This is a genomic window from Acidovorax sp. SUPP3434, from assembly GCF_030159015.1.
Taxonomy (GTDB): Bacteria; Pseudomonadota; Gammaproteobacteria; order Burkholderiales; family Burkholderiaceae_C; genus Paracidovorax.
In genome coordinates, this window is the sequence record NZ_BQXL01000008.1 from 1 (window position 1) to 20586 (window position 20586).

20 protein-coding genes and 1 pseudogene are annotated in these 20586 nt (G+C 65.9%); 6 read left to right on the forward strand and 15 right to left on the reverse strand.

Features of this window, described 5'->3' with window-relative positions; all coding sequences use genetic code 11:
- Nucleotides 1-198 precede the first annotated feature (198 nt).
- The gene (locus tag AVKW3434_RS13755) at nucleotides 199-1959 is read right to left on the reverse strand and encodes an ABC transporter ATP-binding protein/permease (RefSeq protein WP_284406297.1); all 1761 of its coding nucleotides are present in this window, start codon (nucleotides 1957-1959) and stop codon (nucleotides 199-201) included.
- Nucleotides 1960-2198: 239 nt separating this feature from the next.
- On the opposite strand from AVKW3434_RS13755, the gene AVKW3434_RS13760 reads away from it, so the two are divergent.
- A complete protein-coding gene (locus AVKW3434_RS13760; protein WP_284406298.1) occupies nucleotides 2199-3302 on the forward strand; it encodes an enoyl-CoA hydratase/isomerase family protein in 1104 nt (367 codons plus the stop codon).
- 9 nt (nucleotides 3303-3311) lie between these two features.
- On the opposite strand, the gene AVKW3434_RS13765 is transcribed toward AVKW3434_RS13760, so the two are convergent.
- From AVKW3434_RS13765 to smpB, 4 genes are all read right to left on the reverse strand, one after another.
- Nucleotides 3312-4136, reverse strand: a complete 825-nt coding sequence (locus AVKW3434_RS13765; RefSeq protein WP_284406299.1) for an anti-sigma factor family protein — start codon at nucleotides 4134-4136, stop codon at nucleotides 3312-3314.
- Nucleotides 4137-4143: 7 nt separating this feature from the next.
- Entirely contained in the window at nucleotides 4144-4659 is a 516-nt protein-coding gene (locus tag AVKW3434_RS13770) for a sigma-70 family RNA polymerase sigma factor (protein WP_272569669.1), read from the reverse strand.
- A gap of 27 nt (nucleotides 4660-4686) precedes the next feature.
- Nucleotides 4687-5070, reverse strand: coding sequence for a COG4315 family predicted lipoprotein (locus AVKW3434_RS13775; RefSeq protein WP_272568718.1), 384 nt, complete (start codon nucleotides 5068-5070; stop codon nucleotides 4687-4689).
- A 100-nt stretch (nucleotides 5071-5170) separates the two neighbouring features.
- On the reverse strand, nucleotides 5171-5644 hold the full coding sequence (gene smpB / locus AVKW3434_RS13780) for an SsrA-binding protein SmpB (RefSeq protein WP_272568719.1): 474 nt from the start codon (nucleotides 5642-5644) through the stop codon (nucleotides 5171-5173).
- A 140-nt stretch (nucleotides 5645-5784) separates the two neighbouring features.
- Between smpB and AVKW3434_RS13785 the strand changes: the two genes are divergently transcribed.
- Together AVKW3434_RS13785 and AVKW3434_RS13790 are read left to right on the forward strand one after the other, a co-directional pair.
- Entirely contained in the window at nucleotides 5785-6225 is a 441-nt protein-coding gene (locus AVKW3434_RS13785; protein ID WP_272568720.1) for a type II toxin-antitoxin system RatA family toxin, read from the forward strand.
- Nucleotides 6218-6574, forward strand: a complete 357-nt coding sequence (locus AVKW3434_RS13790; RefSeq protein WP_284406300.1) for an RnfH family protein — start codon at nucleotides 6218-6220, stop codon at nucleotides 6572-6574. Before AVKW3434_RS13785 ends, AVKW3434_RS13790 begins: the two co-directional genes overlap by 8 nt.
- A 75-nt stretch (nucleotides 6575-6649) precedes the next feature.
- Here AVKW3434_RS13790 and AVKW3434_RS13795 read toward each other — a convergent pair whose 3' ends face one another.
- Entirely contained in the window at nucleotides 6650-7165 is a 516-nt protein-coding gene (locus tag AVKW3434_RS13795; RefSeq protein ID WP_284406423.1) for a DUF4124 domain-containing protein, read from the reverse strand.
- 105 nt (nucleotides 7166-7270) lie between these two features.
- Here AVKW3434_RS13795 and guaB point away from each other — a divergent pair, with 105 nt between their 5' ends.
- The 3 genes from guaB (at nucleotide 7271) to AVKW3434_RS13810 (ending at nucleotide 11991) form a co-directional block, all read left to right on the forward strand.
- Entirely contained in the window at nucleotides 7271-8746 is a 1476-nt protein-coding gene (gene guaB / locus AVKW3434_RS13800) for an IMP dehydrogenase (protein WP_272552260.1), read from the forward strand.
- Between the two features lie 75 nt (nucleotides 8747-8821).
- Nucleotides 8822-10441 carry a glutamine-hydrolyzing GMP synthase gene (gene guaA / locus AVKW3434_RS13805; protein ID WP_284406301.1) on the forward strand — a complete coding sequence of 540 codons (1620 nt, stop codon included), beginning with the start codon at nucleotides 8822-8824 and terminating at the stop codon, nucleotides 10439-10441.
- A 293-nt stretch (nucleotides 10442-10734) separates the two neighbouring features.
- Nucleotides 10735-11991 carry a tyrosine-type recombinase/integrase gene (locus AVKW3434_RS13810; RefSeq protein ID WP_284406302.1) on the forward strand — a complete coding sequence of 419 codons (1257 nt, stop codon included), beginning with the start codon at nucleotides 10735-10737 and terminating at the stop codon, nucleotides 11989-11991.
- Here AVKW3434_RS13810 and AVKW3434_RS13815 read toward each other — a convergent pair.
- The 9 genes and pseudogenes from AVKW3434_RS13815 to trbE form a co-directional block, all read right to left on the reverse strand.
- Nucleotides 11969-12340, reverse strand: a complete 372-nt coding sequence (locus AVKW3434_RS13815) for a helix-turn-helix transcriptional regulator (protein ID WP_284406303.1) — start codon at nucleotides 12338-12340, stop codon at nucleotides 11969-11971. The two genes, AVKW3434_RS13810 and AVKW3434_RS13815, sit on opposite strands and share 23 nt — an antisense overlap.
- A gap of 95 nt (nucleotides 12341-12435) precedes the next feature.
- Nucleotides 12436-12699: a DUF2274 domain-containing protein gene (locus AVKW3434_RS13820; protein ID WP_284406304.1), complete on the reverse strand. Its 264-nt coding sequence runs from the start codon at nucleotides 12697-12699 to the stop codon at nucleotides 12436-12438.
- Nucleotides 12696-13982 (reverse strand): TraB/TrbI/VirB10 family type IV secretion system protein, encoded by a 1287-nt coding sequence (locus AVKW3434_RS13825; RefSeq protein WP_284406305.1) that lies wholly within the window; start codon nucleotides 13980-13982, stop codon nucleotides 12696-12698. The genes AVKW3434_RS13820 and AVKW3434_RS13825 overlap by 4 nt, the downstream gene beginning before the upstream one ends.
- Nucleotides 13979-15004 (reverse strand): P-type conjugative transfer protein TrbG, encoded by a 1026-nt coding sequence (gene trbG / locus AVKW3434_RS13830; RefSeq protein WP_502869082.1) that lies wholly within the window; start codon nucleotides 15002-15004, stop codon nucleotides 13979-13981. The genes AVKW3434_RS13825 and trbG overlap by 4 nt, the downstream gene beginning before the upstream one ends.
- A complete protein-coding gene (gene trbF, locus AVKW3434_RS13835; protein WP_284406306.1) occupies nucleotides 15001-15705 on the reverse strand; it encodes a conjugal transfer protein TrbF in 705 nt (234 codons plus the stop codon). Before trbF ends, trbG begins: the two co-directional genes overlap by 4 nt.
- Nucleotides 15706-15727: 22 nt before the next feature.
- Nucleotides 15728-17110 (reverse strand): annotated as a pseudogene (trbL, locus tag AVKW3434_RS13840) (P-type conjugative transfer protein TrbL).
- Nucleotides 17111-17112: 2 nt separating this feature from the next.
- Nucleotides 17113-17385, reverse strand: coding sequence for an EexN family lipoprotein (locus tag AVKW3434_RS13845; protein WP_284406307.1), 273 nt, complete (start codon nucleotides 17383-17385; stop codon nucleotides 17113-17115).
- Nucleotides 17386-17395: 10 nt separating this feature from the next.
- The gene (gene trbJ, locus AVKW3434_RS13850; RefSeq protein ID WP_284406308.1) at nucleotides 17396-18124 is read right to left on the reverse strand and encodes a P-type conjugative transfer protein TrbJ; all 729 of its coding nucleotides are present in this window, start codon (nucleotides 18122-18124) and stop codon (nucleotides 17396-17398) included.
- Nucleotides 18121-20577 (reverse strand): conjugal transfer protein TrbE, encoded by a 2457-nt coding sequence (trbE, locus tag AVKW3434_RS13855; RefSeq protein ID WP_284406309.1) that lies wholly within the window; start codon nucleotides 20575-20577, stop codon nucleotides 18121-18123. The genes trbJ and trbE overlap by 4 nt, the downstream gene beginning before the upstream one ends.
- Nucleotides 20578-20586 lie beyond the last annotated feature (9 nt).

Below are 20586 nucleotides of genomic sequence, written 5' to 3' on the forward strand. Positions count from 1 at the left end.
CTACCTGATCCACCACCGCCAGCTTAAAGGCCAGTGTGTAGTCCTTCTGCGTTCTCTTAACCCATTGATCCACTTGACTTTCCTTTCTGATGAACAGAAAGGTGTCAACCTCATTCAGGACGGGTCACTGGCTTCGAGAAAGGCACCGCAAGGTGCCTTTTTCTTTTTCTCGTTGCCCTTCCTGCGGTGCCCCAGGGCTCAGGCAGGCAGGGCGGTCTCCCCGGCTGGGGCGCCCTGCCCAGGCAGGGTGGAGGTGGCGATCGCCTGCGGTGCGTGGCTCGGCGCCAGCACGCATTCGCGCGCATGGAAGTCGGCCAGCGCGTCCCGGTGGCCCACGCTGATGACCGTGGCGGCAGGCAGGCGCTCGGCCAGCAGCGTGTAGAGCATGCGCTCGGCCGCCGGGTCCAGCGCGCTGGTGGCCTCGTCCAGCAGCACCCATTCGGGTTGCTGCAGCAGCACGCGCGCGAAGGCCAGGCGCTGCTGCTCGCCGGGCGACAGGCGCTGGGCCCAGGGCGCCACCTCGCCGAGCAGGCCGCTGAACGGTGCGAGCCCCACCGCCTGCAGTGCCTCGCGCACCTGCGCTTCGGGGTGTTCGCCGGCCGTGTCCGGGTAGGCGAGCGCATCGGCCAGGCTTCCCATCGGCAAGTAGCTGCGCTGCGGCACGAAGAGCATCCGCGCGCGCGGCCGCTCGATGATGCCGCTGCCGAAGTCCCACAAGCCTGCCAGCGCGCGCAGCAGGGTGCTCTTGCCCGCACCGGAGGGGCCCCGCAGCAGCCAGCGCTCGCCGGGTGCGATGCGCAGGTCGGGCACGCGAAGCAGCGTGGCGCCGCCGGGCAGGGCCAGTTGCAGGCCGTGCGTCGCCAGCACGGAGCCGTCCCCGGCTCGCCACTGGATTCCTTCGGACGGCGTGGCAGGCACGGTGGCGAGCACGTCGCGCAGCTCGGCCAGCCGGTTCACCGTGGCGCGCCATTCCGCCAGCGTGCCGTAGCTGTTGATGAACCAGGACATCGCCCCGCTCACCGTGTCGAAGGCCCGGCTGATCTGCATCAGCACCCCGAAGCTGTAGGCGCCCGCGAAGTACCGGGGCGCCGCCAGCGCGAGCGGCAGCACCACGGCCACCTGCGTGTACAGCGAGTTCACCAGCGTGAGGCGCTTGGTGTAGCGCATCACCATCCGCCAGTTGTCCTGGATGCGGCCGAACAGGGTGGCGGAGTGGGCGGCTTCGGCCCGTGCGCCGTCGTACAGTGCGATGGGCTCCGCGTTTTCGCGCACCCGCACCAGGCCGAAGCGGAAGTGCGCCTCCACCTGCTGCTGGCGGTAGTTCACGGCCACGAGGCGGTGGCCGAAGGCCTGCATGGCGACCGAGCCCACCAGGGCATAGGCCGCAGCGGCCCAGACCATGTAGCCCGGAATGGTGGCGCTGTAGCCCGCCACATGCACCAGCAGCGGCCCGCCCACCGACCAGAGGATGACAACGAATGAACCGAGGGTGACCACCGTGGACAGCAGGTCCAGCGTCAGCGCGAGGGTGGTGGTCGCCAGGCTGCTCAGGTCATCGGCGATGCGCTGGTCCGGGTTGTCGGCCAGCCGGTCGCGCTCGATGCGGTAGAACGCGTTGCCGTGCAGCCACCGCTGCAGGTAGTCGGTCGTGAGCCACCGGCGCCAGCGAAAGCCCAGCATCTGCTTGAAGTACAGCGCATACACGGCCAGGACGATGTAGGCCAGCGCCAGCCCGGTGAACAGCAGCAGCAGGGGCCCGAAACGGGCAGTGTCCCGCGCCTCCAGGGCGTTGAAGAAGTCCGCGCTCCAGGCGTTGATGCGCACGTTGATGTACACGATGCCCAGGTTCATCGCCACGATCAATGCCAGCAGGCCCCGCGCGGGCCAGCGCTCCTGCGAGAACCAGTAGGGGCGGATCAGTGACCAGGCGGACGTCTTGGCAAGCGGGGGATGGGGCATCGAGGGCGCGATCGTTGTGGGGAGATGGCCAGTGTGCCGCGCGCGCCGGGCGGCTGGCTTAGCCGGGCCTTAAACGCGCTCTCGTGCGTCGCTGCGTGCTTTGTTGCGTGCGAGGTGCCGGCACCTGTCCACCGCCTGACATTCGCTGCGGGCCACAGGCCCTAAGATTCCGCCCGGGCCGGCCGCCAGCGTGCGAGCGGGCCTTTCAGACCGTGAACCGATTGAAAAAAGGAACAGCGATGACGGAGACGACGACGGCAGCGGCCGCAGAGGTGTTGGCCCAGGTGCGCGGGCAGGTGGGGTTCATCACCCTCAACCGCCCCCGGGCACTGAATGCGCTGTCGCTGGGCATGGTGCGCGCGCTCATGGAGACCCTGCTGGCCTGGCAGGACGACGAGCGCATCCTGGCGGTGGCCATTCGCGGCAGCAACAAGGAAGGCCCGTTCGGCGCCTTCTGCGCGGGCGGCGACATCCGCTTTCTGCACCAGGCGGGCAGCCAGGGCGATCCGAGGCTGGAGGATTTCTTCACCGAGGAATACGCGCTCAACCACCTGATCCACCACTACGGCAAGCCCTACATCGCGTTCATGGACGGCATCGTGATGGGCGGCGGCATGGGCATCAGCCAGGGGGCCAGCCTGCGCATCGTGACCGAGCGCACGAAGATGGCCATGCCCGAGACGGCCATCGGCCTGTTTCCGGACGTGGGGGGCGGCTACTTCCTGTCGCGTTGCCCGGGGCACGCCGGCGAATGGCTGGGCCTGACGGGGGACACCATCGGCGCGAGCGATGCGGTGGCGCTGGGCCTGGCCGACGGATGCCTGCCGTCCGATCGGCAGGCGGCGGTCTGGGATGCGCTGGGCACGGAGTCCTTCACCGACGCAGCGGCGGTGCAGGCATCGATTGCTACTAAATTTGTAGCAAAAGAGGCAATGAGTACTAGGGCATCGGCCGAAATCGATCGATATTTCGCGTTGGACAGCGTCCAGGCCATCATGGCGGCCCTGGAGGCCTCCGGCACCGACTGGGCCCGCGCCGCGGCAGCCACCTTGCGCAAACGCTCTCCGCTCATGCTGCACGTGGTGCTGGAGCAGATCCGCCGCGCCCGCCGCATGGACCTGGCCGCCGATCTGCGCATGGAGCGCGACATGGTGCGCCACTGCTTTTTCCTGCGCCCCGGCCAGAGCGAAACGGTCGAAGGCATCCGGGCCCTGGCGGTGGACAAGGACCACACCCCGCGCTGGAGCCCGGCGCGCATCGAGGACGTGACGCCGGAGATGGTGGCACCGTTCTTCGAGAGCCCGTGGCCGGCCCATGCCCACCCGCTGGCCGCGTTGCGCTGAGCGCGGCCATCACAACTGCGGATGCACTGCCGTCGCCAGCCCCAGCAGGGCGGCGCGCGGCAGGGCGCCGCTGAGCGCATAGCCGAAGCCGCCATCCGTCCAGTAAAAGCAGGGCACCGGGCCGTCCGCATCGAAGCGGAAAGCCGTGTCGGCGGCGCCGGGCTGGCCCGCCGCCAAGGCGCCGAGGTACAGGGTGACGCGCTCTCCGGCGGCGTTCTGGTACATGAACTGGGCCCGTGCGCCCGTGTCTCCCGGCAGCAGCCGCCCGCCCACCAGCTCGTACCCCTGGGCCGCCAGCACGGGAATCCTGAGCGGCCGCCCGAGCCGCTTGGACAGCCACTGCACCAGATGCTCCTGCTGTGCGGCGGCCACCTCCACGGGGTGCCGCTGCTCGGGCTGGTACACCGCGTGCGCCACGGCGGCCTGTTGCGCGAATCGGCGGGCGACGGCGGGTGCGGCATCGGCCATGCGGCCGGCGGCCTGGCCGCGGTGGTCGGTGGGCCATTGCCCGTGCACGGTCCAGCCCAGGCCGAAGGCGAGGAGCAGCGAGGCGGCCATGCCGCCCAGGCGCCACCAGCGGGCCTCGCGCTCCCGCACGGCCTCCAGGCGGCCGGCCGCGCGGCGCAGGCTGTCCGGCACCGGCGCCGCGTCCCAGGCGGCATGCAGGGCCTGCAATTGCGCGCGCTGGGCCTGCCAGGCCGCTGCAGTGGCCTGGGTCTCGGCATCGCGGGCGAGGCGGGCGCGCAAGGCCTCGGCTTGCGCGGCCGAAAGCCGTCCGTCGGTCAGGGCGTGCAATGCGTCCTCGGAAATGGGGGTGTCGTCGTGGGAGGCCATGGGGTCCTCACTTCATGCGGCGCAGCGCGGGCGGGGCGTCACCGGGCGCCGGGCGCGCTGTGGCGGGCGCGTGCATCAGTTCGCGCAGCCGTGCCCGGGCGCGGGACAGGCGCGACATCACCGTGCCGACGGGGATCTGCAGCACGCGGGCCGTCTGCGCGTAGTCCATGTCTTCGAGCGTGACCAGCAGCAGCACCGCGCGCTGGTCGGAGGGCAGGCGCTGCAGGCAGCGATCGAGGTCGATGGCGTCGTCCGATGCGGGTGCGGGGGCCTGAAGGCTGTCCTGCACGGCCTCGATGTCCAGCAGCGGCAGGGCCGAAGCCGAGCGCTGCTGGTTCAGGTACAGGTGGTGCATCAGGGTGAAGAGCCACGCCCGCAGATCGCTGCCCGATCGCCAGAGCAGCCACTTGCGGCACGCGCGCTCCAGCGTGTCCTGCACCAGATCGTCCGCGGCCCAGGCATTGCCGGTCAGGGCCCGCGCATAGCGGCGCAGGCTGGGCAGGTGCTCGACGATCCGGTCCATGGGAGCGGGCGCTGGGCCGGTCCCGGATCAGGGCTTGGCGGTGTGCCAGACCTGGTTGACGCCGTCGCCGGTGCGATCGCCTGGCTTGGCGTCCTTGGCCCAGTAGTACAGCGGCTTGCCCTTGTAGGCCAGCTGGCTGCTGCCGTCGTCGCGGCGCACCACGCTGTAGTCGCCGGTCGGGGTGGCATTGCCGGCCATCAGCGGCGGCCAGTTGGTGGCGCAGGGGCCGTTGCAGACCGATTTGCCGCTGCCCGTCGCATCGCGGTCGAAGGTGTAGAGGGTCATGCCGTTGGGGCCGGTCAGTGCGCCGTCCTTGGCCTGGACGCCAGCCGGCGCCGTCATCATGGAAGAGCAGCCGGCCAGCGCCAGTGCAAAGGCAGCGGTGGCCACGGAGGAAGCGATGCGGATCATGGGTGTCTCCAGTCGATCGGGTGCGGGCGACGCGAAATGCGGCCCTGCACCTGGATGAACACCGAAGGATGCGCTTTTATTCCCGGCGCCGCCGAAAAAATTACCGGTGGCGGCTTTTCATGGCGCGCTCGACCTCGCGCTTGCCTTCGCGGTCCTTGATGGTGTCGCGCTTGTCGTGTTCTGCCTTGCCCTTGGCCAGCGCGAAATCGCACTTCACCAGGCCATCCTTCCAATGTAGGTTGAGCGGCACCAGCGTGTACCCCTTTTGCTCGACCTTGTTGATCAGGCGATCGATCTCCTGCCGGTGCAGCAGCAGTTTCTTGGTGCGCGCCGCCTCGGGGCTGACGTGGGTCGAGGCGGTCTTCAGGGCGTTGATCTGGCAGCCGATCAGGAACAGCTCGCCTTCGCGGATCACGACGTAGCCGTCGGTCAGTTGCACCTTGCCTTCGCGCAGTGCCTTGACCTCCCAGCCGTGCAGCACCATGCCGGCTTCGTAGCGTTCCTCGAAGAAGTAGTTGTAGGCTGCCTTTTTGTTGTCGGCGATGCGGGACTGTGTTTCGGGTTTTTTGGCCATGGGTTATAGGTGCGGCGCAAACCGGGAGATGAAAGCCCTCCCTACAATCGTTGTCGTCTCGCTTCCAAGATTTTAGGCCCACGCGCTCCAGGCCCTCCGTAGGGCATCCGGCCCTTTGCCCTGGGCGCCTTGCTTCATCCATGAAAAACGTCAACAAGTCCGTCCTGATCTGGTACAGCCCCGAGGAAATGTTCGCCCTCGTCACCGATGTGGCCAAGTACCCGGAGTTTCTGCCCTGGTGCGACCACGCGGCCGTGCTGGACCAGGACGCGCAAGGCATGACGGCCGAGGTCGGCATCGCGCTGGGCGGGCTGCGCAAGACATTTGTCACGCGCAACACGCAGGAGGCCGGGCGCCGCGTTCAGATGCGCCTGGTCAAGGGGCCATTTTCGCAACTGGACGGCGACTGGGTTTTCCATCCCGTGGGAGACGGCTCGCAGCGCGCCTGCAAGGTCGAGCTGACGCTGAACTATGGTTTCGACAGCGTGGCGCTGGCGGCCTTGGTCGGGCCGGTTTTCGATCGCATTGCCGGCACGATGGTGGACGCGTTCATCCAGCGCGCCGAGCAGGTGTATGGCTGACAGGCCGGACACATCCGCTGTTGGGGCGGCGGTGGAGTGGCTGACGGTGACGGTGGTGCACTCCTCGGCACCCCGATCAACCGTGGAGCGGGTCTTGCCGTTGCCCAGGGGGGCCACCCTGGCCGATGCATTGAAGGCCTGCGGGCTGGCTGCGGGCGACAGCGCCTGCGGCGTATGGGGCAGGGCGGCGGCGCCCGACCAGGTTTTGCAGGACGGGGACCGGGTGGAGCTGTACCGGCCTTTGGTGGTGGACCCCAAGGTGGCGCGGCGCGAGCGTTTCGCCCGCCAGGGGGCCCGGTCCACCGGCCTGTTCGCGCAGCGCCGGCCGGGTGCGAAGGCCGGCTATTGAGGGCTGGCGGGCACGGGGGTATTTGACATGCCCTTGCGGGTGGTCATCCAGTGACCGTGCCGGGTTCTGCCCGGCTCAGCGCGGCGCGCACTCGGACGCGATCACACTGTCGGCGCGGCGGGCCTCCGCGGCCTTGGCGGATTCGTCCATGAACACGCGCTCTCCCTGTGCATTGGTCTGGCTGAACAATTGGCCGGATGTCATCGCTGCCTTGGATTGCCGTGCCCGCTCGCAGTTTTCGGCCCGCAGCTTGGCCTGGCGCTCCTCGTCGGCCCTCTTCTTGGCGGCCTCTGCCGCGTCGGCCTGGGCCTTGCGCTCTTCCAGTTCCTTGTCTTTCCCGCTGGGGCGTGGCGCACTGGCTGCCGCCATGGCGGCAGACGCCCCATCCGCCGCAGGCGGTACGGCAACCGGGCGGGCCGAGATCGCATTGCCGCCGGGCTGCTTGAGAATGCTCTTTTGCGGAATCTCCGTTGGCGGCGGCCGGTCGCTGAAGACCTTGCGGCCGTCCTTGTCGATCCACTGCCATTGCGCCGCAGCGCCCATGGCCCACGTGCAGGCGAGGGCGGCCAAAAGAAGCTGGGGGGTTTTCATGCGATGCAAGTTTAGCGGCCCAAGCCCCTTGGCGCCATGGTTGCCAAGCCACAACGCGAGCACACGCACGGCCCGCAGGTACAATCCTTTTTTTGGAGCTTTCTCATGCGCCTTCTTGGAAAAGCGCTCACCTTCGACGATGTGTTGCTGGTGCCAGCGTACTCCCAGGTCCTCCCCAAGGACACGTCCCTCGCGACGCGACTCTCCCGCAATATTTCCCTGAACCTGCCGCTGGTGTCCGCCGCCATGGACACGGTCACCGAAGCGCGCCTGGCCATTGCCATCGCGCAAGAGGGCGGGATGGGGATCGTGCACAAAAACCTCACGCCGCAGGAGCAGGCCGCCCACGTGGCCAAGGTCAAGCGGTACGAGTCCGGGGTCGTTCGCGATCCCGTCGTCATCACGCCCGAGCACACCGTGCTGCAGGTGTCGCAACTGTCGGAGCAACTGGGCATCTCGGGTTTTCCGGTGTGCGACGGTGGCAAGGTCGTCGGCATCGTGACGGGGCGCGACCTGCGCTTTGAAACGCGCTACGACGTCAAGGTGCATGAAATCATGACGCCGCGCGACAAGCTCATCACGGTCAACGAGAAGGAAGGCACTTCTCCCGCCGCGGCGAAGGCCTTGCTCAACAAGCACAAGCTCGAGCGGCTGCTGGTGGTCAATGACGCGTTCGAGCTCAAGGGCCTGATCACGGTCAAGGACATCACCAAGCAGACCAGCTTTCCCAATGCCGCGCGAGATGCCGCTGGCCGCCTGCGCGTCGGCGCGGCTGTCGGCGTGGGCGAGGGCACGGAAGAGCGCGTGGAAGCGCTGGTGAAGGCCGGAGTCGATGCCATCGTGGTGGACACGGCCCACGGCCACAGCAAGGGCGTGATCGACCGGGTGCGCTGGGTCAAGCAGAACTACCCGCAGATCGACGTGATCGGCGGCAACATTGCCACGGGCGCTGCCGCGTTAGCCTTGGTGGAAGCCGGCGCCGATGGTGTCAAGGTCGGTATCGGCCCAGGCTCCATCTGTACGACCCGCATCGTGGCGGGTGTGGGCGTGCCGCAGATCATGGCCATCGACAACGTGGCCACGGCGCTCCGGGGCACGGGCGTGCCTCTCATCGCCGATGGCGGCATCCGTTACTCCGGCGATATCGCCAAGGCCTTGGCGGCCGGCGCCAGCGCCGTGATGATGGGCGGCATGTTCGCCGGCACCGAAGAAGCGCCGGGCGAGGTCATCCTGTTCCAGGGCCGCAGCTATAAAAGCTACCGCGGGATGGGCAGCATCGGCGCCATGCAGCAGGGCAGTGCGGACCGTTACTTCCAGGAATCCAGCACGGGCAACCCCAATGCGGACAAACTGGTGCCGGAAGGCATCGAAGGCCGTGTGCCCTACAAGGGGTCGATGGTCTCCATCGTGTTCCAGATGGCGGGCGGCGTGCGCGCCGCCATGGGTTACTGCGGTTGCGCCACGATCGAAGAAATGAACAACAAGGCCGAGTTCGTCGAGATCACCACCGCAGGCATCCGCGAAAGCCATGTCCACGATGTGCAGATCACGAAGGAAGCGCCCAACTACCGCGCCGACTGATCTTGTCGCCACCACAGGCCCGAACCCTTCTTGCGGTGTTCGGGCCTTTGTTTTTTCCTCCCCCCGTCGCCTGCCATGCAACACCAGAAAATCCTCATCCTCGATTTTGGCTCCCAGGTCACCCAACTCATCGCGCGCCGAGTGCGCGAGGCGCATGTGCTCAGCGAAGTACACCCCTGCGATGTCACGGATGAATGGATCCGCGAATATGCCAAGGACGGTTCGCTCAAAGGGGTGATCCTCTCCGGCAGCCATGCCAGCGTGTACGAGGACACCACCGACAAGGCCCCGCAAGCCGTGTTCGAACTGGGCGTTCCCGTCCTGGGCATCTGCTACGGCATGCAGGCCATGGCCCACCAACTGGGCGGCAAGGTCGAGGGCGGGCACAAGCGCGAGTTCGGTTTCGCGGCGGTGCGTGCACGGGGCCACACCGAGCTGCTGCGCGACATTGCCGACTTCACCACGGAAGAAGGCCACGGCATGCTCAATGTGTGGATGAGCCATGGCGACAAGGTCACGGAGCTGCCCCCGGGCTTCAAGCTCATGGCCAGCACCGAGAGCTGCCCCATCGCCGGGATGGCGGATGAAGAGCGCAAGTTTTATGCGGTGCAGTTTCACCCGGAAGTCACGCACACCGTGCAGGGCAAGGCGCTGCTGGAGCGTTTCGTGCTCGGTATCTGCGGCGTGCGTCCCGACTGGATCATGGGGGACTACATCTCCGAAGCGGTCCAGAAAATCCGAGACCAGGTGGGCGACGAAGAAGTCATCCTGGGGCTGTCCGGTGGGGTCGATTCCTCGGTGGCCGCCGCGCTGATTCACCGCGCCATCGGCGATCAGCTGACCTGCGTTTTCGTGGACCACGGCCTGCTGCGTCTGAACGAAGGCGACTTGGTCATGGAGATGTTCCAGGGCAAGCTGCATGCGAATGTCATCCGCGTCGATGCGAGCGATCTGTTCTTGGGCAAGCTGGCAGGCGTGAACGACCCGGAAGCCAAGCGCAAGATCATCGGCGGCGAGTTCGTGACGGTGTTCAAGCAAGCGGCCGCCAAACTGAAGGCGGGAGACAAGGGCCACAAGGGTGCCACCTTCCTCGCGCAAGGCACGATCTATCCCGATGTGATCGAGTCGGGTGGCGCCAAGAGCAAGAAGGCCGTCACCATCAAGAGCCACCACAACGTCGGCGGTCTGCCTGAGCAGCTCGGCTTGAAGCTGCTGGAGCCGCTGCGCGATCTGTTCAAGGATGAGGTGCGCGAACTGGGCGTCGCCCTCGGGCTACCGCCCGAAATGGTGTACCGCCATCCATTCCCCGGGCCGGGCCTGGGCGTGCGCATTCTTGGCGAAGTGAAGAAGGAATACGCCGGTCTACTGCGGCGTGCCGACGACATCTTCATTCAGGAGCTGCGCAATTTCATCGATCCAGGCACTGGCAAGAGCTGGTACGAGTTGACCAGTCAGGCCTTCACCGTATTTCTGCCCGTGAAAAGCGTGGGTGTCATGGGCGATGGGCGCACGTATGACTACGTGGTGGCCCTGCGCGCCGTGCAAACCAGTGACTTCATGACCGCGGATTGGGCAGAGCTGCCTTACGCCTTGCTCAAGAAAGTGTCCGGACGGATCATCAATGAGGTGCGCGGGATCAATCGAGTGACTTACGACGTCTCCAGCAAGCCGCCAGCGACGATTGAGTGGGAATGATTTGCCGCACTTCGCGGACAATCAACTAATATCGCTAAAGAGACGTAAGTTGTTGATTTATAAATGTTTTATCATCAACATCTATCGACAACGATTGGTGGCAAGCGACTCAAGTTGTCGGTTGATCTGTCGGTAGCCAAAGTTCGTTCCACTGGTCTAAAATTTGTACCGTCAGCCTGTTTCGACGCATGACGGTAAAAAATAAGGCGAAAAGCTAGGTTTCATGCGGGTTCCGGGCGTGTTTGAAGTTTGAGCGTGCTTGACGGTAAAGGCGCTCTCACCCAGGAGAACGCATGCTCACCGACACCGCGCTCAAGAACCTCAAGCCCAAGGCCGCGCTCTACAAGGTGACCGACCGGGACGGGATGTACGTCACTGTGTCGCCGGTCGGCACTGTCACCTTCCGCTACGACTACCGCATGAACGGCCGCCGTGAAACTCTGACGATCGGACGTTATGGAGCTGACGGCTTGTCGTTGGCCAGGGCCCGCGAGAGGTGCATAGACGCCCGGCGCGCGGTGTCTGACGGTAAATCTCCGGCGCAGGAGAAGCAGCGCGAAAAGCGCCGTCTGTCTGAGGCCAAGAGCTTTCAGGAATTTACCGACAGGTGGGCGAAGGGCGCCAGGATGGCCGACAGCACTCGCTCGATGCGCAAAAGCATCCTCGACCGGGACATCCTGCCCGTGTTCAAGAACCGCCTCCTGACCGAAATCACTTCGGACGACCTGCGCGACCTTTGCAACAAGGTCAAGGGCAGGGGCGCACCGGCCACGGCTGTCCACGTGCGAGACATCGTCAAGCAAATCTATGGGTTTGCCATCCTGCACGGCGAAAAGGTGGCCAATCCGGCCGACGACGTGGGGCCATCCTCAATCGCGACCTTCGTGCCGAAAGACCGCGCCTTGTCTCCCGTCGAAATCCGACTGATGCACCATCAATTGGAAACGGTGGCGTCGTACCCGACCATCCGCCTGGCACTCCGGCTCATCCTGCTTACCCTCGTGCGCAAGGGTGAGCTGATCCATGCCACCTGGAACGAGATCGACTTCGAGAACGCGCTGTGGACCATCCCCAAGGAGCGCATGAAAGGTTCCAAGGCGCACAACGTCTATCTGTCGCAGCAGGCGCTCGACATCATGGTCGCGCTGCGTACCTGCGCTGGCGGTTCCAGGTTCGTGCTGCCCTCGCGCTACGAGCCCGACAAGTGCATGTCCAATGCGACCCTCAACCGTGTGACGCAACTGGTGGCTGCGCGGGCAAAGGAGAAGGGCCTGCCATTGGATGGATTCACCGTGCACGACTTGCGTCGTACCGGCTCAACCATCCTGAACGAACTGGGCTTCAACAGCGACTGGATCGAGAAGTGCCTCGCCCACGAAGACGGCCGCTCGTCGCGCGGGGTCTACAACAAGGCCGAGTACGCCGAGCAGCGCCGGCACATGCTGCAAGAGTGGGCGGACATGATCGACGCCTGGGTGGCAGGCAAGTCCCACACGCCCACCTTGCTGCCGCCGTCGATGAAGGTCATCACGACGCAAGCATTGCTTTGACCGGACGGCGCTTGCGCTGCCGCACGTCGGGGGAGGGCGCACGCTTCATCTGCGCGGCGTCCGAGACCTGGCGGCGTGTCTCGATCCAGGCCTCGACCTCTGCAAGATCCCAGACCACGCAGCGCGAGGTCAGGTTGAACCGGCGCGGAAACTCGCCTCGACGCTCCATGTCGTAGATAGTGGTGCCGGAGAGCGGCACCATCTTGTGCAGTTCCGTCCGTCGGATCGTGCGCCGGAAGGACACGGCGCTTGGAACCTCCGATTGGGGTCGCTGTTCGGGGCTCTGCAAGCGTTCGACGTGCCTGCGGTGAAAGACTCCGACAGCGGCTGACTCTTCGCCTTTTCTCATGATCGACTCCATCCGTGCCACAGCGTCACGGAAGTCCGGTCACGCTGATTGCACTGCAACTGTTGATGCCCTCATCGTGCAGGAGCCGACATCTATCAAGAACCTGCTGCAGCGTGCCCGGTCGTAGTTTGGGGCGGCGGTCGCTTGCCCGCGGCTCTGCTGAAAGCGCGATCGCGTGCCATGAAGGCTTCCAGCATGTGCGGAATGAGAGAAGCTGCGTCAACCGGCTCGCCGTAGGCCTGTGAATGCTGAGCCGCATAACGGTCGAGCATGTCCTTCAGGTCGGCAGGCATGGTCACAGCAAGCCTCACCGTCGTTGCCCTCGGCAATGGTCCAAGGCGGAGCTTGGCTGCGCTCATTGCGGTACTCCTGGCACGAAGAACAATGGCTGGTACGGCCGCAGCACCAAGTCCTTGCTCACCATCACTCGCATCGGAAACCCCTGACGGATGGTCAGCGTGGGCTGGATGCTCGCGTTGCGCTTTGTGATCTCCTGCCCGACCTGGTTGATCGAGTCCTGCGTGCCTTCCCGAATGGCGATCACCGTTCGGTCACCGTTTTGGTCCGTACGACTCTCCGGCGCTGCCAGCTCTGCTCCCACGCCTAGTAGCGTCGACAGCGCCGCGCCGGCCAGGATGCGGTCCCAGTGCCAGTCGACGCCATCCTCGAGCCCGGCATAGCCCGCTGGATCGATTCCGGGCAAACGGTCCAGCGCCACAGACGACGTGTCTGGCAGGATCAGCCGCGTCCACACCAGCAGCAAGCGCCGTTGGCCGAAGGAAACCTGGCTGTCGTAGCGCCCAATCAGCCGCGAGCCCTGCGGGACCAACAGATGCCGCCCCGTGGCGGTGTCGTAGACCGCCTCCGTCACGTTGGCGATTACCTGCCCCGGCAGATCCGAATTGATCCCCGTCACCAGCGCTGCAGAAATCACGGTGCCCGCCATCACCTGGTACGGCGATGCGGGCAGTTGCAGACTTCCTGGATTGCGCGTCGCCCCGTCTCCCGCTTTCGTCAGGAAGGCCTCTTTCAAATCCTGCCTGTTCTGCGCTGCAGTCGGATCGGTCGGCACCGCGGGCAGCATGCCGCCGGCCGTTGCATTGAACGGATTCTGGTTCGGAGCGGCAATGCCTGCATTCGGATTGGCCACTGATGTTGTAGATGGAGCGGCAGCTACCTGCCTGGCGCCGCCGGCCCCGCTTCCGGCCCCCCGGAAAAACACCGACGACCGCGCCGCTTCTTCGGCGGCCAGCTGCGCGGGATCGGTACCAGGCGACGCCATCCGCTGTTCCATCGGCTGCTGCGATTTCACGATGGCGGGCCCGAGATCCCCCGGCAACGGCTCGCCCAGAACGGGCGGTGCAGCCTTCGGCGCTGGCGGAATTGCCGCATAGTCTTTCGGCAGCCGGTCCAGGCTCTCTGACTTCGCAATGCGATCGACGTTGAACAGCTCATTCGCAGGAGCGCGGGAGCGCTGCTGAGACTGCAACGACCACAGCGTGCCGCCCAGCACCGCCGCGGCGAGCGTGCCGGCTCCTACTGCCAGCACGCGGCGATTCAGGCGAACGACAGGGCGCGGCTGCGCGCGCAGCGCCAGCGTTTCAGGATCGGCCTTGACGGATGCTGCGCCGGCCTCGCTCACGATCCGCTCCCGCGTTGAGCGCCATCAGTGCGCTCGATCCGTACGACCTCGGCCTTGCCGCCCTTGAACCCGCCCAGCCGTAGTTCGGCAGCACCGAAGAGCCGATCAACGACGTAGTACGGCGATCGGAAGCGGTAGTTCACGAGCTGTCCGTCCCCTTGGGACCCGATTACGAACAGCGGGGGCAATTCGCCCTGTGCGATACCGCCCGGGAACTGAATGTAGACCCGCTGCCCGTCGTCGAACGCACGCAGCGGCTTCCACGAGGGCCCGTCGCCCGAGATCGAATAGCGGAACTTGATCTGCTCCAGCGACAGGCCCGAGTCCACCGGCGTGGCCGCCTGAGCTTCGCGCGCCTGCTTCTGCAGCGCAAGCATCCGATCCTTCGGGTAGTCCCACGACACCGAAGCCATCCAGGCCTGCGGCGTCGAGGAAAGCTCCAGCAGGTAGGTGCGTCGGTTCGTGGTGACGACGAGATTTGTCTTCAAGCCGATCCGCGTTGGCTTCACCAGGATGTTGACGCGCAGGGTAGTGCCAGCGCCACTGGCCGTGTCGCCGACGATCCAGCGCACGGTATCGCCGGCGGAGACCGTCACCAATTCCTCACCCTCCTGCAGCGCGATCACGGTGACACGACCCGGGCTGGTGTACACCTGATACAGCGCTCCGTCCGCGTAGGGCCAGACCTGGATCGCATTCACGTACCCCTCGCGCGTCGGCGCGATGCGGGCTTCCTCATTCGCGCGGGAGACACGCACCTTGTCGTCGGCCGGCTCTTGCGCCGGCTTCAATTCCGTCTCGGTCGGCAGCGCCTTCATCTGCTCGGGCAACGGCAAGGGCTCTGGAACAGCCACCACTTCGATGGGCTTCGCAGGCTCAGGCAAGACCTTCGCAGCGACGGCCACGGGTTCATCGAGCGAAATCACCGGCGGCGGGTTGCCCTGCGTGGCGCAGCCCGCAGCAGTCGCCAGCGCGGTGATCAGGAACAAGCTCGATACGGTTCTACTGAAATGAGTCTTCACGGTTTTGCTCCTTGCATTGCTTCGAGTTCACGGCTCCAGGACAGGCCGTTGACGTAGATGCCCAGTGGGTTCTTGCGCAGCCGCTCTTCGGTGCGTGGCGGCTGCAGCACTACGGACAGCACCGCCGTCCAGCGCTCGGTGCCCGAAGGCGATCCATTCGCGTAGCTGCGCTCGATCCAGCGAACCTGGAACGAGGCATCGCTGGCCCTGACCACGCTGGTCACTTCCACGGCCACCGAGCTCTGCCCGATGCGAGAGAATGGATCGTTGGTCCGTGCGTAATCGTTCAGCGTCGCGGCACCGCGGTCGGTCGTGTAGTCGTAGGCTTCGAGCCAGTTCCGGCGGACAACGATCGGGTCGATGGAGAGCGACCGCACGTCGCCGATGAAGCGCGCCAGGTGAAACGCGATCTGCGCATCGGCCGGCTTGTACGGCGCAGCCGCTTCGCCCACGGCGCGCACTTGACCGGCGTTGTCCACCTCGATGACATAGGGCGTGACGATGGACTGCGCAGAGCGCCAGACCAGCCCGCCAGCCATCAGCAGCGCCAGCGACAGAGTGCCGAAGGCCATCAAGCGCCAGTTCTTCGCCTGCACGCGGCTGTCGCCGATGCGCTGGTCCCAGACCTGCGCGGCGGCTTGATAGGGGGTGACGGGCTCGGGCGTGTCCGAGTACCGCACCTGGGGTCGTTTGAAACGCACAGTGTTTCCTTTCAAAAAGGGTTCAGAGGTTGGAGCTGTCCCGCAGACTGGGACTGACGCCACCACCGGCGTGGTCGCCCGAGCGCAGCACGTGGGCTGCGGTCGTCGCGGCTTGGGTCATCTGCTGCTTGCGGCGCATGCGCTGCGCCCATGCGGGCTCTGCTGCGGAAGGGGCCGATGCACTGCCTTCGGCAGCTGAACCAGAGGCGAATGCAGAAGGAGAGGCAGGCGCGGCAGCATCGGCCACGAAGCTCGCAGCGTGGTCTTTGACGGCCTTGGCGTTGGAAGCGACGCGCTGGCCGGCTGCACCCGCCCCGGCTTTTGCGACGCTGGCGAGTCCGGCACCGGCAGCACGCACGCCACTACCGCCCGATGCGGCAGCGCCCGTCTGGTAGGCAGACTTCGCTCCGCTGGCCAGGGCGCTGGCCGAGCGCGCCGCGGTCGCGCCGCCGCTGATGGCCGCCTGCGCCGCGCCGGGCGCCATACGCGCACCCGCCGCGACTGCGGAACCGGCGCCAGCCACGGCCGCACCTCCAGCCACGGCCAGACCTGCTGCACCCATCGCGGTGCCCGCCGCAGCGCCCGCGCCCAACTGCGGCGCACCAGATACCAGCCCCGTCGCGATCCCCGGGCCGAAGATCCCCAATCCGAGCATCGCCAGCGATGCCAGCATGATCACCAGCGCATGGTCAATGCTCGGGTCCGCACCTGGTGGCACTGTGAATTCTGCGAACAGGCCAGAGCCGATGCCCACGATCACCGCGAGCACCAGCACTTTGATCCCCGACGACACCACGTTGCCCAGGACCTTTTCAGCCAGGAATGAGGTCTTGTTCTACAGCGCGAAGGGCACCAACACGAAGCCCGCTAGCGTGGTCAGCTTGAACTCGATCAGCGTGACGAAGAGCTGCACCGCCAACACGAAGAACGCCACGATCAAGACGAGCCATGCGAGGAACAGCACCGCGACGGTGTCGAGGTTCGCGAACACCTCCGGGAACCCCGTCATGGTGCCGATCTGCTCCATGATCGGCCGGCCGGCGTCGATGCCCACTTTGGCGAGCTGGCCCGGCTGCAGCAGTTGCGCCTGACTCATCCCCGAACCCGAAGCTGTCAGGCCCAGGCCGGCGAAGGACCGAAAGAGAATGCCCGCCAGGCTGTTGAAGTTGCCGATGATGTAGGCGAAGGCTCCGACGTACAGCACCTTCTTGATCAGCTTGGCGATCACGTCATCGCCCTGGCCGGAGGCATGGCTCATCGCCCAGAACAAGCCTGCGAGCGTCATGTCGATTGCGATCAGCGTGGCCGTGAGGAAGGCCACCTCGCCGCGCAGCAGCCCGAAGCCGGAATCGATGTAGCGTGAGAAGACGTCGAGGAACCGGTCGATGACCGCCACATCCTGCACGGCTATTCCTTCGGCGCCGGCGACGCTGGCGATGAAGCGGGCGGCGTGTACGACGGGCCACCGCTCCCGAAGAAGCGCCGACGCGTGGCCTCGGCCACTGCGTTGCACTGCGCATCGCCGACCGTGGCATGGTCAGCCTTGCACTGTGCACGCAGTTCCTTCAAGCGCTCAGGATTCACCACGAGCGATTCGACGGATTCGATGGGCGCGGGCTTGCCGCAGGCGGCCAGTAGAGGCGTTGAAGCCACGGCGGTAAGAATGAAGAGCTTGTTCATGGCACCCCCCTCACTCGCTGTAGAAATTCACCGTCGCTGGCGTGTACGGCGTGCCCGCACCCGTGAAGCGGCGGCGCACCTCGCGCGCACGCTCCTGGACGGCAATCTGCCGCGCCTGCTCCAGCGCGGCAGCCCGGTCCTGCGTGATCTGAAGTTGCTGCGCCTGTATCGACTGCCGGGCTTGCAGGGCCAGCAGCTGATTGGTCGCCTGCGTGGCTTGCAGAGCACCCACGGCCGACTGGCTGCGGTTCACCAGATCCGTCAGCGTCGATTCGTCCGAGGCGAAGTTCTGCACCGCCTGAGACTGAACCTTCGTTGCTGTGCGAAGTGCGTCCAGCGAGTTCGTCCAGCGCTTGCGCGCGTCGAGCACCATCTGACCACTGGAGACGGTGGCACTGAACGACTCGGGATACAGCTGCTGGAACTGCGTCTCCATCTGCTGCACGTTGAAGGCCAGGCCCTGTGCCTGCTGGATCAACTGATTCGTCGCCGACAGCGCGGCGCGCAGTTCGTTCAGGGCGCTGAAGTCCAGACTGGTCAGGTTTTTCGCCTGATTCATCAGCGACTGCGCCTGGTTCTGCAGTTGCTTGATCTGGTTGTTGATCTGCTCCAGCGTGTTGGCGGCCGTCATGAGGTTCTGCGCGAGGTTCGTTGGGTCGATCACGACCCGCTGCGCATGCGCAGCGGGCAGCGTGCTCATCAAGGCCGCTGTGGCGACGGCAAGCAAGGTCTTCTTCATGGCGTGTTCTCCTGAGCTGTGGAAGAAAAGGGTGGAAAGGGTGGAAACGAGGGGATGAGATCGGCCGCCCACTCAAGGCCGCGATGGCGCAGCCAGGTGGCGGCGAATGCACCGGCATCGCCCTTGGCAAGCACGGCATCGATAGCGCGCTGGTCTTCCGGCGAGGAGGCTGCGGCGAAAGCCAGCGCTGCGGGGCCCAGGCCAAGGTCGAAGACCCGGTTGCCGAGCCGCGACTGGTAGTAGTAGTCCCGCTTCGGCTGCGAGGTCGCGACGATGTCGATCTGCCGTGTGTTCAGGCCGAAGCCCTCGTAGATCGAGCGGATCTGCGGCTCCGTCGCCTGCGGGTTCGGCAGGAAGACGCGGCTCGCGCAGCTCTCCACGATGGCCGGCGCGATCGGCGAGTTCTGGATGTCGGCCAGTGACTGCGTCGCGAAAATCACCGAGACGTTCTTCTTGCGCAGCGTCTTGAGCCACTGGCGGATGCGCGACGCGAACACGGGGTCGTCGAGGAACAGCCACGCCTCGTCGAGCATCAGCAGGGTCGGTGCCCCGTCGAAGCGCTCATCGAAGCGCGCGAACAGATAGCCCAGCACGGCCAGCACTGCTGCTTTGCTCTGCATCAGCTCTTCCATCTCGAAGCACTGGATCGAACCCGTGCCGAGCCGGTCCGAATCCGCGTCGAGCAGCGCGCCGTGCGCACCACCCAGCACGTAGGGCTGCAGCGCCTGGCGCAGGGCGTTGGACTGCAGCAGTACCGACAGGCCAGTCATGGTGCGCTGTTCGACCGGCGCGCTCGCCAGGCTGTTGAGCGCGGACCAGACCGCGTCCTTCTCCGGCGGGCCGACAGCGACGCCTTCCTGAACCAAGCGTCCTTCGATCCACTCGGCCGCCCAGGTCCGGTAGGCGTTCTGGTCGATGCGAGCCAAAGGCTGGAACGCAATGGCTCCGTCCGCCCCAAGGTCGTAGTGTTCGCCGCCAAGACCGAGCACGGTGGCACGCATCGAGCGGCCCATGTCGAAGACGAGCAATTGGGAGCCCGCGTAGCGCCGGAACTGCATCGCCAATGTGGCGAGCAGCACCGACTTGCCCATGCCGGTCGGCCCGACCACCAGCGTGTGCCCCACATCGCCGATGTGCGTGACCAGCCGGAATGGCGTCGCGCCATCGGTACGGGTGACGATGAGTGGAGGGCCATCGAGATGCGCATTGCGCTCAGGCCCAGCCCAGACGGCCGAGACCGGCATCATGTGCGCAAGGTTCAGCGTCGAGACGATGGGCTGGCGCACATTGGCGTAGGCATGGCCCGGGATCGACGACAGCCAGGCATCGACCGCATTCAGGGTTTCAGGGATCGTCACGAATCCGCGACCCTGAATGGCTCGTTCCACCTGCCGCAGCTTTTCGTCGGCCCCGGCCGCGTCGGCATCGAGCACAGCGACCGTCGCAGTGAAATAGCCGAACGCCACCTGGTCGCTTCCCAGCTCCTGCAACGCAGCATCCGCGTCGGATGCCTTGTTCGATGCATCGGAATCCACCAGCGGGCTCTCCTGCTGGAAGATCGTCTCGCGCAGCAGCGCGACGATGTTTTTGCGTTTGACGAACCACTGGCGGCGCAGGCGAGCGAGCTCCTTCTCGGCTTCGGCCTTGTCCAGGCAGATGAACCGCGTGCTCCATCGGTAGGCAAAGCCCAGGCGGTTCAAATCGTCGAGCAAACCGGGCCAGGTCGAGGTGGGGAAGCCGCGCACGGTCAACACCCGAAGATGCGAACCGCCCAGCGTCGGCTCCAGTCCGCCAGTGAGCGGCTCATCCGCCAGCAGCGTGTCGAGGTGCATCGACACCTCGGGCACTGCGACGGTGTGTCGGCGCGTCGAAATGCACGCATGCAGGTAGGTCAATGTCTGGCTGTCGTCGAGCCAGCGAATCTCAGGCATCACGCCTTCGAGCAGGCCGAAGAAGCGTTCGGTCTCGGACACGAAGGTGGTCAGCCGCGTCCTCCAATCTGGCCAATCCACGCCTTCGGTCTTCTGGTTCTCGTAAAGCAGCCGGCCCGCACGCGCACGCGATTCCTCCGGCGGCAGATACAGCAGCGACAGGTGGTAGCTGCTCTCGAAGTGGCTAGCGTCTTCCTCGAAGGCAGCGCGCCGTTCTTCGTCGACGAGCCAGGACAGCGGTTCGGGAAACGAGCACTCGGGGTAGTCGGCAGCTTCGCGCCGCTCGGCCGCGACGAACAGCGCCCAGCCCGAGCCGAGCCGGCGCAGTGCGTTGTTGAGGCGCGCTGAAGTGGCGACCAGCTCGCCCTGTGTCGCGCTGTCCAGGTCTGGCCCACGGAAACGCGCCGTGCGCTGGAACGAGCCATCCTTGTTGAGCACAACACCGGGGGCGACAAGGCCTGCCCAGGGAAGCCAGTCGGCCAGCAGCGCCGGACGCTCGCGGTATTCGGTGAGGTTCATCATCGTGATGTC